The organism is Nonomuraea sp. H19, assembly GCF_052068215.1.
Classification (GTDB): domain Bacteria; phylum Actinomycetota; class Actinomycetes; order Streptosporangiales; family Streptosporangiaceae; genus Nonomuraea.
This window is the reverse complement of record NZ_JBQHCV010000005.1, coordinates 1-12,671: the sequence shown is the minus strand read 5'-3', so window position 1 is coordinate 12,671 and position 12,671 is coordinate 1. Positions and strand designations below refer to the sequence as shown.

The window sequence follows — 12,671 nt, the reverse complement described above, 5'->3', positions numbered from 1 at the left end:
CGGTTGGTATCGACCGTCGTCCTGGTTTTGACCATGATGGTGACGGCGGCGATGCCGGCCGGCGCGGCGACGGTGTCCAAGCCCGAGCGCCCCAACATCATCTTTTTCCTGGTCGACGACATGTCGGCCGAGCTGCTCCAATACATGGACACGGTGCGCGGCCTCGCCGACGGAGGGACCACGTTCACCGACTACTACGTGTCCGACTCGCTCTGCTGCCCGTCGCGGGCCTCCATGTTCACCGGCCAGTTCCCGCACAACACCGGCGTGCGTACGAACCAGGGCTGGGACAGGGGTGGCTACGAGGCGTTCAAGCCGCACGAGGGCCGCACGTACGCCGTCGCACTGAACCAGGCCGGCTACCGTACGGGCTATCTCGGCAAGTACATCAACGAATACCGGGTGAACGCCCGCTATCGGGTGCCGGCCGGCTGGGACGAGTGGCACGTGGCGGCCGCCGGCGGCTACAACGAGTTCAAGTACAAGCTCACCCGGTACATCAAGGAGCAGACGCCGGCCGGCGCGAAGCCGCGCGACCCCTCCGACGGCACGTACCTGGTGGACGAGCTCGCCAAGCGCGCGGTCGACTTCATCGAGCGCTCTCGCGAGCAGGCCCCGGACAAGCCGTTCTTCCTCCAGGTCTCGCCGTTCGCGCCGCACGCCAGGGTCGACATCAAGCCGGGCGACAAGGAGCCGCGCTTCGCGCCGGCACCTCGCGACCGGCCGAAGACCCGCTGGCCCGCGGGCGAGTTCCCGCACGGCGACTGCGGCGGCACCGACTGCAAGAGCATCGACGTGACCAAGCTGCCCTCGTTCAACGAGGACACCGCCGACAAGCCCTCCTGGGTCCGGCGGGCCCCGCTCCCCCCGAAGCTGGTCGGGGAGCTCCGCAAGGACTTCCGCAACCGGATCCGCATGGTGCAGTCGGTCGACGACATGGTGGCGCGTGTGCTGTCGACGCTGAGCGAGCGCGAGAAGAGCAACACCTACGTGGTGTTCACCAGCGACAACGGCTTCCACCTCGGCCAGCACCGCCTGGTCCGCGGCAAGACCACCGCCTACGACCATGACGTCCACGTTCCGCTGCTGGTCAAGCGCCCGGCGGCGGGCCGGCCGGGCAACCTCGTGACCGGGGCCATCGCCCAGAACGTGGACCTGTTCGCGACCTTCCTCGACATGGCCGGGATCGACCCGGCCACGCGTGACAGCCGCGACGGCCGCAGCCTGCTGCCCCTCATCCAGGGCCAGAAGGTCACGGACTGGCGCGATGCGGCCCTGATCGAGCATGTCGAACCGAAGAACCCCCACGCGCCCCGCGACCCCGACCCTGACGCGGACTCCATGCGGGTGGGCAACACCATGGCGCCCGACTACGCGGCCGTACGCACCGCGGACGAGCTCTACGTCAAGTACGACAGCGAACCGAAGCCGGAGTACTACAACACCGTCACCGACCCTCACCAGGAGACCAACGACCCCGGCAACGCGAGGACGGCCGACCTCGCCAAGATTCTCAAGGGTCTCGCGAACTGCGGGAAGCCCGGTGCGCCGAACTGCTGGGCCGCAGGCCACCTGCGCTGAGGACGCAACGCCGGATCGCCGTCGCCCGACCGTCGCGGGCGGCGGCACCGTCGCTGCCGTCGTGACCAGAAGCGAGGTCGAAAACTCGCGTCAGGTGCCCGCGATCTGCTCGCCCGCGTAGTCGAGGAGCTGCTCGGCGGTGGAGAAGCGGCGCTCGTTCTGGTCGCCGAGCAGCACGCCCACCACCCGCTCCCCGTTCCGGTCGGCGGCGAACATCAGGCAGTAGCCGGCCGCGTTCGTGTAGCCGGTCTTCACCCCCAGCACGCCCTCGGCCTGCGACAGCAGCTTGTTCGAGTTGCGCCACGTGTGCGCCCGGTGCAGGGACGTCTTGGCGACCGCGTACACCTTCTTCCCGGCGATGGTCCTGAACGTGTCGCTCGCCAGCGCCCGCTGTGCCAGCTTGGCCTGGTCCACGGCCGTCGAGTAGCCGCCGTTGTCCGGCGTGGGCATGCCGTCGGCATTCGTGTAGCGGGTGTCGGTCAGGCCGAGGGCGCGGGCGGTGCGGTTCATCTTGGCCACGAAGGCCGTCTTGCCCGGGCCGTACTGGCGGGCCAGGGCGTTGGCCGCGTCCGCCCCAGAGGGCAGCATGAGGCCGTACAGCAGGTCCCTGACGGTCAGGCGCTCGCCCTTCTTCAGTCCCGCCGTGGTGGCGCCGCCCCGGGCGGCGTATTTGACGTCGGTCGCGGTGATCGTGATCGTGTCGCTCAGCCGGGCCTCGCGCAGCACGACGTACGCCGTCATGACCTTGACTAGGCTGGCCACCGGAACGCGCCGGGTCTCCCGCTTGCTGAAGTGGACCGTTCCCGCCGAGTCGATCACGTACGCCGACGCGGCCTTCACCGCCGGCGCGTCCGCGGCCCGCGTGGCGGCGGCCGGCTGGGAAACCCCCACAAGCACGGCGAGTACGGTGGAGCTGATCAATCCCGCGATACGCATGACCAACATGTTGGCAGCAGATCAAGGGTTCGTTTGCCGAACTACGCCATAAGGTCCCATCAGATGGGGGTAAATCATGCATGGATCCGGATTTGGCGGGGGGCGGCGGCCGTGGCGGGCAGGTTCATCATCAGCCAGGACGGGCAGGGCGGGTTCCGTTTCGCGCTCGTCGCGAACAACGGGCAGACGCTCGCCGTCGGCGAGGGCTATCCCAGCAAGGCCGCCTGCGTGAACGGCATCGAGACGGTACGCAGGAACGCTCCTGAGGCGACGATCGACGACCAGAGCCGCGAAGATTAGGGGGTCAGGACCTTCTCGTCCCCGGCGCGTTGCCGCCTCCTCCTGCGGCGCGCCATGAACCAGGCCGCGCCCGCGACGGCCACGACCGCCACGACCGCCGCCGTCACAGGCGATCGCGCGGCCAGCTCCAGAAAGCCCCACACGGCCGCGGTGGCGCCGAACCACACGAGGGGCGCCCAGGTCAGGCAGCCCAGCGCGCTCGCCACCACGTACCAGGGATAGGACACGCGCAGCGCGCCCGCCACCCACGGCAGCGTGTGCCGCAGCATGGGCACCCAGAAGCACCCGTAGACGGCCAGCGCGCCCCACTTCTCGACGACCCGCTCGATCTTCGCGATCCGCTCGCGGCCCAGCTTGACGCCGACGCGCGAGTCGTAGAGCTTGTCGCCGAGCTTGCGGCCGACCCAGTAGTAGATCTGGAACGCGCCGAACAGGGCGAGGATCAGGATCACGCCCACCAGCCAGTAGGGCAGGCCAAGGAAGAACGGCCTCGCGAGATCGTCCCCGTCGATCATCGAGTCACCCTCCCGAAGCCTTAGGTCAGCCTTACCTTAATTCAGCGTGCAAGTGAGCGCCACACCCGCTTGCAAGCCTCCGCAACCGGCCGACAACCAGGACTCAACCACCCAGGCCCACTCTATGGGTGAGCCAAAAGGAGTGTTGAAGATGCCGACCAGAAGCGCAGCCGTCCTGGCGAGTGGCACCGCGAACGCGGCCAAGCTGTTCGTGGCCGCCCTCGCGTTCACCAGCGCGTACGTCGGCTTCTCCGCCTACAGCAACGCCGGATCCGCCACCCAGCCCGCGCGTGCCACCACCGTCGCCCTGTCGGCCCGCGAGATGACCATCACCGAAGACCTGACGGCCGCCGCCCGGCCCGGCACCATCACCGTGACCGAGCAGCCCGGCCCGGAATGCGTCAAGACGTACGTGGCCCGCACCGTGGTGACCAGCCCCGCCCAGAGCGTGCGGTACGCCTGGAAGCTCACCCGCTGGAGCCCTGTCACCAAGAGCTGGCGCACGTATCTGGTCGACTACGACGGCTTCGCGGGCGCCCCGGAGACCGTCGAGTGGCGGGCGCGGATCTCCGGCAACCCCGGGTGGTACCGCGTCGAGCTGGCCGTCAACGGCGCCGAGACCGTCACGAGCGACCGTTTCCAGGTGAGCTGCTGACCGACCGCTGCGCCGCCTCCACCCAGCGCGGCACGCCGACCCGCTCGGCCACCTCCAGGGCCTTGTTGTAGTGGTCGCGCGCGGCGTCCGGCTGCCCCAGGCGGATGGCGAGGTCCCCGAGCGTCAGCGCCACGGGCCACAGCGCCACCACGCCGGTGCCCGCGCCCGCCACCCGGTCGGCGAACGGCTTGAGCTTGTCGTAGCAGTCGACCATCCGCTCCCGGTCGTCCAGCAGCATCCCGGCCAGCGCCCGCCAGGTCATCGCCAGCTCGTAGAGGAAGTCGGGGCGCACCGGGGGACGCGTCGCGGCCACGGCCTTGGCGTCGTTGACGTGCCCGGCCGAGGCCAGGGCCAGCGCGTATGCGTCGAGCGTCCACTTGGCGCCGCGATGGTGGGCCGCGGCGAGCAGCTCGACCGTCTCCGCGGCCCGGCCGTTCACCAGCTGCAGGCAGAACGTCGTGATCAGCGGCAGGTCCTGGCGGCCCTCCAGCATGCCCGCCCGCGCGGTCATCCTGGCCGCGTCCCGGTAGGCCCGCTCGGCGCCCGCGTAGTCGCCGGCGATCATCAGCCGCTGGCCGGCGTACCAGACGACGATCGCGGCCGGCGCCGACAGGTCGTACTGCTTGGCCAGCGCGTCGGCGGCGGCCGCGTGCTCGTCGGCCACCGCGAACTCGCCCCGCGCCGCCGCGCACTCCAGCAGCACCAGGTGCGCCAGCGCCTGCGTGGCCATCTGCCCCGAGCGCTGGGCGACCTCCAGCAGCTCCCTGCCGATGCTCTCGCGCGTGTCCACGGCCGGGATGTCGTACGACTGCCGCAGCCGCCCGCTCAGCGCCGCCGCGATCAGCGCGGGGTCGCCGCTCTGCCGGGCGAGCTCCAGCGCCTCCAGCGACGCCTGCCGCCCGCGCTCGGGCGAGGAGGAGCCCTCCAGCTCCAGGGCGAGCGTCGTCAGCAGACTCGCCCGCAGCCGCTGCTCACCGGCCGGCAACTCGATGAGTGCCCGCTCGGTGACGTCCACGATCTCCCACGCGGTGCGGGTGAAGTCGCGCGCCATGCCCTTGTGCGGCACGGCCAGCGACGCCGCCACCTTCGCGGTGATCTCCAGGTCGCCCAGCGGCAGCGCGGCGTCCATGGCCTGGCGGCGCAGCAGCCGCGCCGCCGTCATGTCGCCGCACAGGGCCAGCGCCCTGATCTGGCGCAGCATGAGCCGCAGCCGCTCCTTGGCCCGCTCCGGCTCCTGCTCGCCGCCCTGCTTGTCTTTCCGGGGCTCCTCGTTGCGGGAACGGTCGAACGCCGCGATGGCCTGCTCCCACAGCGTGGCCGCCTCGCGGTGGGCGAAGCGCCGCTCGGCCTGCTCGGCCGCGAGGCCCGCGTAGTGCACGGCCTTCCCGGCCGCGTCGGCCAGGAAGTAGTGGTGGGCCAGCGCTGCCACGTCGGACGGCGTGCGCTGTTCGATGACCGCCGCCACGGCCGCGTGCAGCCGGGTGCGGCGCAGCCGGGAGGCATCGGAGTACATCGTGTCGCGCACCAGGTCATGGTCGAACCTGAGCAGGCCCGGACCAGGCTCGGTCACCAGTCCGGCCAGCAGCGCCGCCTCGACCGCCTCGATCACCGCGTCCTCGTCGCCCGCCACGGCGATCAGCACGTCGAGGTCGACGTCCCGGCCGATCACCGCGGCCTGCAGCAGGATCTGCTGCGCGCCCGCGGGCAGCCGCGAGATGCGCCGCCGCAGCACGTCCCGCACGCCCGAGGGCACCTGGGAGAGCACTTCGGTGGCGGTGGTCCGGGCGGCGGCGCCCTCGGAGTCGAGCAGGCGTACGGTCTCGCGGACGAAGAACGGGTTGCCGCCGGTGCGCTCGACGATCGACTCGACCGCGTCCTCGTCGATCTCGCGTACGCACGTGGCTCTGACCAGCTCGGCCACGGCCTTCGGATCGAGCCCCGACAGGCTCACGCGGAGCGGCCCCAGCCTGGCCAGCGCGGCCAGCACGTCGGACTGGCGGTCGTCGAGCTCGCTCTCCCTGCAGGTCACCACGAGCAGCACCCGGCTGGTCGCCAGCAGGCTCGGCAGCGCGCGCAATAAGGCGAGCGTCTGGTCGTCGGCCCAGTGGAGGTCCTCCAGCGTCAGCAGCACCGGCGCCCGGCGTGCGACCCCGGCCAGGTAGCCGCCGACCGCGCGGTGCAGGCGGAACCCGCCGGACACCTCGTCCTCGTCGGGATCCGGCACGGCGTCGTCCAGCAGCGGCGCGAGCAGCTGCGCGTATTCGCCCGCGCCTGTCATGCCGACGAGCGAGCGCAGGATCTCCACCCACGCCCACCCCGGCGGCGTGGCGCTGGAGTCGGGGCAGGCGCCGGAGGAGGTGATCCAGCCGTCGCTCCCCAGCCTGCCTTCGAGCTGGCGCAGTAGCGTGGTCTTGCCCGCACCCGCCACCCCGGTCACGATCGCGACCTGGAACCTGCCCGTGCGCGAGGCCGCCGTGGTCAGCCTGGCCAGCTCGGCGTCGCGGCCGACGAAGGGCTCCGGCTCCAGCGGCGGCGGCTCGACGGGCGTGGCCCGCCGGGGCGGCCAGGTGTCGGTGACCGGCGCCGGCCGCGCCGGCCGCGGGGCGGCGACCAGCTCCAGCTCCGGCGACTGGGCCAGGATGTCGGACTCCAGCTTGCGCAGCGCCGGGCCCGGGTCGATGCCGAGCTCGTCGGCCAGGATGTTCCTGGCCCTGCGCAGCGCGCCCAGAGCGTCGCCCTGCCGGCCGCAGCGGTAGAGCCCGAGCGACAGCAGCCGCCAGCCCTCCTCGCGCAGCGGCTGCTCGGTGGTGTGCGCCTCCAGATCGGGCACGGTCTCGGCGTGCAGGCCGAGCCGCAGCCTGGTGTCGGCGTGCCGCTCGCGCGCCACCAGGCGCAGCTCGGTCAGCCGGTTGACCTCGGCCTCGGCCCACGGCTGGTCGGCGAAGTCGGAGTAGGGGGTGCCGCGCCACAGGCCCAGCGCCTTTTCCAGGCGGCCGCGGGCCGACTGCGGATCGCCCTCCTCAAGGTGCTCGCCCGCCGCGCGGACGAGCTGCTCGAACCTGAGCGCGTCGACCTGCTCGGAGGCCACCCGCAGCGCGTAGCCGGAGGCGACCGTCACCAGCAGCCGGTTGGGCCCGCCGCGCGGGCGGCCCGGCTCGAGCACCCGGCGCAGGCGCGAGATGTAGACCTGCAGGCCCGACTGCGCGCCCTTGGCCGCATCGTCGTCCCACAAGTCGTAAAGAAGCGTGTCGACCGGAACGACCTGACCCCTGGCCACGAGGAGTCGGGCGAGGACGGCACGCTGCCGCAACCCGCCGAGGTCGAGTTCGTCGTCGTGTTCGTACGCCTCGACTGGCCCCAGAACTCGGAACGCCACCATGTCAGCCGCCACGCTATGCGGGCCTGTGAATCAGGCACAAGGTCTTTGATGGGTTTGGGATTGTCACTGGGGGGCCTTCGATATCGCGGACGGGGATTCCGTACCGGCGTTCCGGCTGTTGCGCCTGCGCAGCAGCGCCCAAGCGCCCAGAGCCAGGCCACCGAACGGGATCTCGATAGTGTAAGTCCAGAAGCCGAAAAGCAGTGCGGTCGCGATCGCCGGCGCCTCGGGGATGGCGAACGCGGTGATCAACAGAGCCGCCACGCCGCTCTCCATGATCCCCGCCCCGCTGGGCGTGATCACGGCGCTCGTGAGCACCCGCGACAGGGCGAAGACGGCGATCGACTGGGCCAGGCCGGGCCAGGCGCCGGTGGCGTACATGCAGGTCGCCATGATCGCCCACTGGAAGCCGAGGAAGAAGATCATGCCGAGCGACAGTCCCGGCCACCGGGTCCTGACCACCCCGGCGGTGTCGGCGCGCAGCCGGTGGAACGCCTCGGAGGCGTGGATCTTCAGGCGTAGCAGCCGGGTGATCGCGTCGAGGGCGCGGCCGAGCAGGACGGCGGCGCGGTCCCAGTAGAGCGCGACGGCCATGATCGCGCAGAGCACCAGGATCGAGATCGCGCCCGTCCAGCCCGCGTTGGCGACCGTCCCGTTGGGCGCCACGCCGGCCATCAGCAGCGCGATGATCCCGATGGCCGGCAGGACGAACCTGAACAACGTGTTCCAGATGCCGCTGACCAGCGTCATGACCACGATCGACCGGTTGCCGAAGCCCCAGCCCCTGGTCATCGCGAACGACAGCGCCACCCCCACCGCGCCGCCGAACGGCAGCAGGTTGCTCACCGCGCTGCCCGCCGCGTTGAGCGTCAGGCCCTGCAGGTTGTTGAGCCCGGGAAGCGAGTTGGTCAGCACGAACGTGTAGGCCAGCAGGCTCAGCAGCCAAAACGCGGCCATCAGGGCGATCTCGCCCGCGCCCATCGTGCCGAACACGGCGCCGATCTGCGTCCAGGAGACGGGCTTGCCGGTGAGGGTCCGCACGATCTGCGGCAGGTAGACCACGAGCAGCACGGCCAGCCCGAGCGACAGCACGGAAAGGGCGATCTGCAGCCACTTGTTCTTCATCGGTGTCCAGTCTGCCGGTTAGCGGCGATGGGCCACTTCGTCCGGAAGCATTACTTTGGCCACTGCTCGAAAGGATGACGTAGACGGGTCCCCGGGGGAAGGTCGCGGCGGACGTACCACTCGGTGCCGAAGACGAGGCGGTAGAGCGGGCCGGGGACCTTCAGCATGACGGCGAGCGTGCGGTCGCTGTCGCCGCCGCTGGCCTGGGAGGTGTGCGCGGCCATGGAGGCACGCTTCTGTTTCGTGAATTTCCGGACATTCACTCGGTGGGTGATGGCCTCGCCCGGCGAGTACGCGCTCTCGAACGCCCGCGGGTCGAACTCCGGCGGGAACTTGTAGAACCGGCCCGCCAGCCGCAGCAGCCTGACCAGCGGATCCCGGTTGACCGTCGCCTCCAGCACGATCTCGGTGCCGGCGATCTGCGCGGCCCGCTTGCCCACCCGGTGCACCTGCACGTGGTCGGGATGCCCGTAGCCGCCCGCCGGGTCGTAGATCGACAGCAGGTCGGCCTCCTCCTCCTGCAGGATCGCGGCCAGCGCCTTGGCCGCCTCCTCGGTGTCGGCGTCGATGAAGGCGTTGTCGGGCCGCTCCTCGGCGCTCCCGCCCTTGGGGCTCAGCCCCGAGTCGCCGTAACCGAGGCACTCGACGCGCGCGCAGCCCAGCACCGCGGCCGACTCGTAGAGCTCCTTGAGCCTGGTCTCGCCCAGCGCCTCGCCGGGCTCCATCTCGGCCAGGCCGCGCTCGCCCGCGGTGGCCACCACGAGCACCACGCGGTGCCCCTCGGCCGCGAGCATCGCCATGGTGCCCGCCGTCAGGAGGGCCTCGTCGTCGGGGTGAGCGTGGAAGAACACAGCGGTACGTGGAGGCACACGCCCAGATTAGTCTGGGAGGGGTGCGGATCTTTCACGTGAGTGACTGTTACCTGCCGCGACTCGGAGGGATCGAGGTCCAAGTGGCCGATCTCGTGCGCATGCAGCGGGAGGCCGGGCACGAAGTGTCGGTGGCCACGGCGACCAGGGGCGAGCCGCTGCCGGGGGTGCACAGGATCGTCGCCAGGATGCCGTTCGACCTGCCCGTCCACCCGTTCGGCGTGGGGCATCTCACTCGCCGGCTCACCTCCTCGCGTCCCGACGTGGTGCACGTGCACACGGGGGCGGTCTCGCCGTTCGCCTGGATGGGCGTGCGGGCCGCCGCGCGGGCGGGGGTGCCGTGCGTGGTCACCGTGCACAGCATGTGGGACCCGGTCACGCGGGGGATCTACCGGCTGCTGCGGCTGGCGTACGGCTGGCAGCGCTGGGGACTGGTGGCCACCACGGTCAGCAACGCCGCCGCGGCGCCCATCCGCGCGGTGGCCGGGCCCGGCGTGCCCGTGCGCGTGGTCTCCAACGGCATCGACCTGTCCGGCTGGGCGCCCGCGCCCGGCACGCCGGACCGGCGGGAGGAGGTGCACATCGTGGCCGTGGGCCGGCTGGCGCCGCGCAAGCACCCCGTACGCCTGCTGAAGCTCCTTCAGGCGGCGCGCGCCCGTGTCCCCGCCCGGATCCCCATGCGAGCCACCATCGTCGGCGACGGTCCGGCTCGCGGCCAGATGGAACGCTTTCTGGCCCGGCACGGCATGACCGGCTGGGTCTCGCTGCCGGGCCGCTACACCAGGGAGCAGATCGCCAAGGTCCTGGAGTCGGCCGACGTCTTCGTTGCGCCCGCCCCGCGCGAGTCGTTCGGCATCGCGGCGCTGGAGGCGCGCGCCGCGGGGCTGCCCGTGGTGGCCAGGGCGCAGAGCGGGGTCGCCGACTTCGTCAAGAACGGCACAGAAGGGCTGCTCGGCCGCACCCTCGGCGACCTGGCCCGCGCGGTGGCCCGGTTGTGCGTGGACGCCGGGCTGCGCGAGTCCATCGCCGCCCACAACCGGTCCACGCCGCCCGCGGCGGGCTCGTGGCCCACGGTGCTCGCCGGGTTCGAGCGGGCTTACGAGCAGGCACGGGCCAGGCTGTAGACGGTCAGCCGCGGCGCAGGACGACGTAGCCGTCGCGGTCGAAGACCTTCACGTAGCCCTGGCCCTGGAGCTCGTTGACCTTGGCGAGCTGGTCGTCGAGCGAGCCGAAGGGAAACTCCCAGCGGGCCGTGTCGGCCACCACCCACGGCGCGCCGTGCGTGGTGGGCGACCACAGCAGGACCGTGGCGCGCGAGGTCAGCGCGGGGCCGATCGAGTTGACGGCCTCGACGGTGACGCCCGCGGGGACCTTGCTCACCGCCTCGGCGGCGGCGGCCGCCTTGGGCTCCTTGTAGAAGGCCGGATGGTAGAGCTGGTCCAGCGCGAACTTGGGGATCAGCGTGAGCGCGATCGCGCAGGCCGCCGCCGACCAGGCCAGCTTGAGCGCGGGGTCGTCGGAGCGCTCGGCCCACCGCAGCAGCCTGGCCAGCCCGTCCACGCCCGCGCAGAACAGGATCACCACGGTGAACGCGCTGTACTGGAAGTCGGCCTGCCACCACTGAGAACGGTCGGCCAGCATGCGTTCGAGCACGTGCGGCAGCGCCGCCAGCGACAGCGGCGACAGCAGGCACAACAGCAGCGTCGGCCACACCAGCAGGAACAGCGTGTCGACCTTGGCCTCCTCGCTGAACAACAGCAGGAGGGCGGCGAGCGGATCGCGGACGATCCCCAGGACCGCGTCCGGAAGATTCTCCCCGAAGTGGCCGTAGGCCCAGAAATCCTTCGCCTCGCCCCCGAAGACCGAGGTCACCAGGCCGCGGATGAGCAGCACGGCGCCGAGGCCGAACATCGCGCACAGCACGCCGCGCCACCGGTCGCCCATGACGAACAGGCACAGCCCGACGCCGACGATCATGAGCCCCATGTCCTCCTTGACCAGGAGGAGCCCGAGCATCGCCAGGAACGCCGGCAGCACTTTGCCGGCGTGGTAGCGCTCGATCATGATCGCGGTGAGCACGGGGACGAACATCACCTCGTGCGCGTCGAACGCGACCGCCTGCGCCACGGGCCACGACAGCGCGTACGCGACGGAGACCAGATAGGCGGGCACGACGCCCAGCACCCGCCTGGTGTAGCGCCACAGGAAGGGGATGGCGGCGGCGAACAGCACCGCCTGCGCCACGATCAGCGTCCCCGGCCCGTCGTGGATCCAGTAGAGCGGCGCCAGCACCGCGTAGATGGGCGAGAAGTGGTCGGCGATCTGGAGATAGTCCATGCCGCGCCCGTGGAACATGCCCACCACCGGGATGTACGGCGGGCGGAAGGCGGCGTAGTTGCGCACCGCCTGGTCCACGATCACCAGGTCGAACGTGGTGGCCCGGTAGGCGGTCAGCCTGACCAGCCCCAGCACGGCGTAGGCCACCGCGGCGAGCAGCGCGATCGCGCCCACCCATCCGCGGTGGCCTGTCAGCCGGATCCGCCGCCAGGCGGCAGCGGCGCTCGCCCCCGGTCGCGCCGCGATCATGTCACCCGTCACGGGCAGCAAGACTAGAACGAATCCGCCCGAACGTAACGCGGCCGCCGCCCCGGCCTGCCCCCCACAGGCGGAACGGCGACCGCGGGCCCCATCAGGTGCAGGCGGCGGTGATCTTCTGGGAGAAGCCGTTCATCTTGCCCGTGAACTCGGAGACGCCTTCCAGCTGGCCCGACTCCATCGACTCGAACCCGGCGGCGAGATCGTTCAGTGCGGCGGCGACTTCGCCGTCGTGCTTGCCGGCGAGTTCCTTGGTCTTGGTGGCCGCGGTCTTCGAAGCCGTGCCGACGGCCTTCGTGTCGGTCGCGTTGCTGCTGACCTCGGAGCTCCAATCGGTCATGATCTTGCTGGCCTCGGTGGCCGCGGAGTTGCAGTCAACGGCCTGGCCCAGGGCACCACAGGCGGTGGTGAGGACGGCAAGGGTAAGCGTCGCGGCCGCGACGGCCAGACGACGACGAGGGGGTGTCATTTTCTGTGCCCTTCGTAGGTATTGCGAACGAAGGGAACATTATGGTGCAGTCCTTGACCGTCACTTGCACCCCACTAACACCACTGGCGTCAAGCAAGTAGGCGTAAAGCCCTGCAGGCTTGATGGAGCCAACAGAACGGCGCGTGGGGGAAGAGCCGCTCAGGTAGCGGTCTTCGGGGCGGGCACCACCAGGACCGGGCGGTGGGCGTGGTGCAGCACCCGATCCGACGTGCTGCCGAGCAGCAGC

At 71.1% G+C, this 12,671-nt stretch carries 12 protein-coding genes; 4 read left to right on the top strand and 8 right to left on the bottom strand.

What is annotated here, in order from left to right; genetic code table 11:
* The first annotated feature begins 33 nt into the window (after positions 1 to 33).
* Positions 34 to 1,581 carry a sulfatase family protein gene (locus ACTMTI_RS11765; protein ID WP_441120296.1) on the top strand — a complete coding sequence of 516 codons (1,548 nt, stop codon included), beginning with the start codon at positions 34 to 36 and terminating at the stop codon, positions 1,579 to 1,581.
* A gap of 90 nt (positions 1,582 to 1,671) precedes the next feature.
* On the opposite strand, the gene ACTMTI_RS11760 is transcribed toward ACTMTI_RS11765, so the two are convergent.
* Complete coding sequence (locus ACTMTI_RS11760) at positions 1,672 to 2,517, bottom strand: D-alanyl-D-alanine carboxypeptidase family protein (RefSeq protein ID WP_441120295.1); 846 nt, start codon at positions 2,515 to 2,517, stop codon at positions 1,672 to 1,674.
* A gap of 63 nt (positions 2,518 to 2,580) precedes the next feature.
* Here ACTMTI_RS11760 and ACTMTI_RS11755 point away from each other — a divergent pair, with 63 nt between their 5' ends.
* Positions 2,581 to 2,817: a YegP family protein gene (locus ACTMTI_RS11755; RefSeq protein ID WP_441120294.1), complete on the top strand. Its 237-nt coding sequence runs from the start codon at positions 2,581 to 2,583 to the stop codon at positions 2,815 to 2,817.
* On the opposite strand, the gene ACTMTI_RS11750 is transcribed toward ACTMTI_RS11755, so the two are convergent.
* Positions 2,814 to 3,332 carry a DedA family protein gene (locus tag ACTMTI_RS11750; RefSeq protein WP_441120293.1) on the bottom strand — a complete coding sequence of 173 codons (519 nt, stop codon included), beginning with the start codon at positions 3,330 to 3,332 and terminating at the stop codon, positions 2,814 to 2,816. The two genes, ACTMTI_RS11755 and ACTMTI_RS11750, sit on opposite strands and share 4 nt — an antisense overlap.
* A gap of 151 nt (positions 3,333 to 3,483) precedes the next feature.
* On the opposite strand from ACTMTI_RS11750, the gene ACTMTI_RS11745 reads away from it, so the two are divergent.
* Positions 3,484 to 3,987: a hypothetical protein gene (locus ACTMTI_RS11745; RefSeq protein ID WP_441120292.1), complete on the top strand. Its 504-nt coding sequence runs from the start codon at positions 3,484 to 3,486 to the stop codon at positions 3,985 to 3,987.
* Here the strand turns inward: ACTMTI_RS11745 and ACTMTI_RS11740 are convergent.
* From ACTMTI_RS11740 to ACTMTI_RS11730, 3 genes are all read right to left on the bottom strand, one after another.
* On the bottom strand, positions 3,956 to 7,366 hold the full coding sequence (locus ACTMTI_RS11740; protein ID WP_441120291.1) for a BTAD domain-containing putative transcriptional regulator: 3,411 nt from the start codon (positions 7,364 to 7,366) through the stop codon (positions 3,956 to 3,958). The genes ACTMTI_RS11745 and ACTMTI_RS11740 overlap by 32 nt on opposite strands.
* 63 nt (positions 7,367 to 7,429) lie before the next feature.
* Complete coding sequence (locus ACTMTI_RS11735; protein ID WP_441120290.1) at positions 7,430 to 8,491, bottom strand: lysylphosphatidylglycerol synthase domain-containing protein; 1,062 nt, start codon at positions 8,489 to 8,491, stop codon at positions 7,430 to 7,432.
* Between the two features lie 50 nt (positions 8,492 to 8,541).
* The gene (locus tag ACTMTI_RS11730) at positions 8,542 to 9,360 is read right to left on the bottom strand and encodes a PIG-L deacetylase family protein (RefSeq protein WP_441120289.1); all 819 of its coding nucleotides are present in this window, start codon (positions 9,358 to 9,360) and stop codon (positions 8,542 to 8,544) included.
* Between the two features lie 38 nt (positions 9,361 to 9,398).
* On the opposite strand from ACTMTI_RS11730, the gene ACTMTI_RS11725 reads away from it, so the two are divergent.
* The gene (locus ACTMTI_RS11725) at positions 9,399 to 10,484 is read left to right on the top strand and encodes a glycosyltransferase (RefSeq protein WP_441120288.1); all 1,086 of its coding nucleotides are present in this window, start codon (positions 9,399 to 9,401) and stop codon (positions 10,482 to 10,484) included.
* 4 nt (positions 10,485 to 10,488) lie between these two features.
* On the opposite strand, the gene ACTMTI_RS11720 is transcribed toward ACTMTI_RS11725, so the two are convergent.
* The 3 genes from ACTMTI_RS11720 to ACTMTI_RS11710 all read right to left on the bottom strand — a co-directional run bounded on the left by ACTMTI_RS11720 (position 10,489) and on the right by ACTMTI_RS11710 (position 12,667).
* A complete protein-coding gene (locus tag ACTMTI_RS11720) occupies positions 10,489 to 11,958 on the bottom strand; it encodes a DUF2079 domain-containing protein (RefSeq protein WP_441120287.1) in 1,470 nt (489 codons plus the stop codon).
* A 91-nt stretch (positions 11,959 to 12,049) separates the two neighbouring features.
* Positions 12,050 to 12,424, bottom strand: a complete 375-nt coding sequence (locus ACTMTI_RS11715; protein WP_441120286.1) for a hypothetical protein — start codon at positions 12,422 to 12,424, stop codon at positions 12,050 to 12,052.
* A 159-nt stretch (positions 12,425 to 12,583) separates the two neighbouring features.
* On the bottom strand, positions 12,584 to 12,667 hold the full coding sequence (locus ACTMTI_RS11710; protein ID WP_441120733.1) for a universal stress protein: 84 nt from the start codon (positions 12,665 to 12,667) through the stop codon (positions 12,584 to 12,586).
* Positions 12,668 to 12,671: the final 4 nt, after the last annotated feature.

Coding starts and splice junctions, on each gene's coding strand:
- ACTMTI_RS11715 (WP_441120286.1), bottom strand. CDS start 12,424: ATGACACCCCCTCGTCGTCGTCTGGCCGTCGCGGCCGCGACGCTTACC.
- ACTMTI_RS11745 (WP_441120292.1), top strand. CDS start 3,484: ATGCCGACCAGAAGCGCAGCCGTCCTGGCGAGTGGCACCGCGAACGCG.
- ACTMTI_RS11740 (WP_441120291.1), bottom strand. CDS start 7,366: ATGGTGGCGTTCCGAGTTCTGGGGCCAGTCGAGGCGTACGAACACGAC.
- ACTMTI_RS11760 (WP_441120295.1), bottom strand. CDS start 2,517: ATGCGTATCGCGGGATTGATCAGCTCCACCGTACTCGCCGTGCTTGTG.
- ACTMTI_RS11735 (WP_441120290.1), bottom strand. CDS start 8,491: ATGAAGAACAAGTGGCTGCAGATCGCCCTTTCCGTGCTGTCGCTCGGG.
- ACTMTI_RS11750 (WP_441120293.1), bottom strand. CDS start 3,332: ATGATCGACGGGGACGATCTCGCGAGGCCGTTCTTCCTTGGCCTGCCC.
- ACTMTI_RS11765 (WP_441120296.1), top strand. CDS start 34: ATGATGGTGACGGCGGCGATGCCGGCCGGCGCGGCGACGGTGTCCAAG.
- ACTMTI_RS11755 (WP_441120294.1), top strand. CDS start 2,581: ATGGGGGTAAATCATGCATGGATCCGGATTTGGCGGGGGGCGGCGGCC.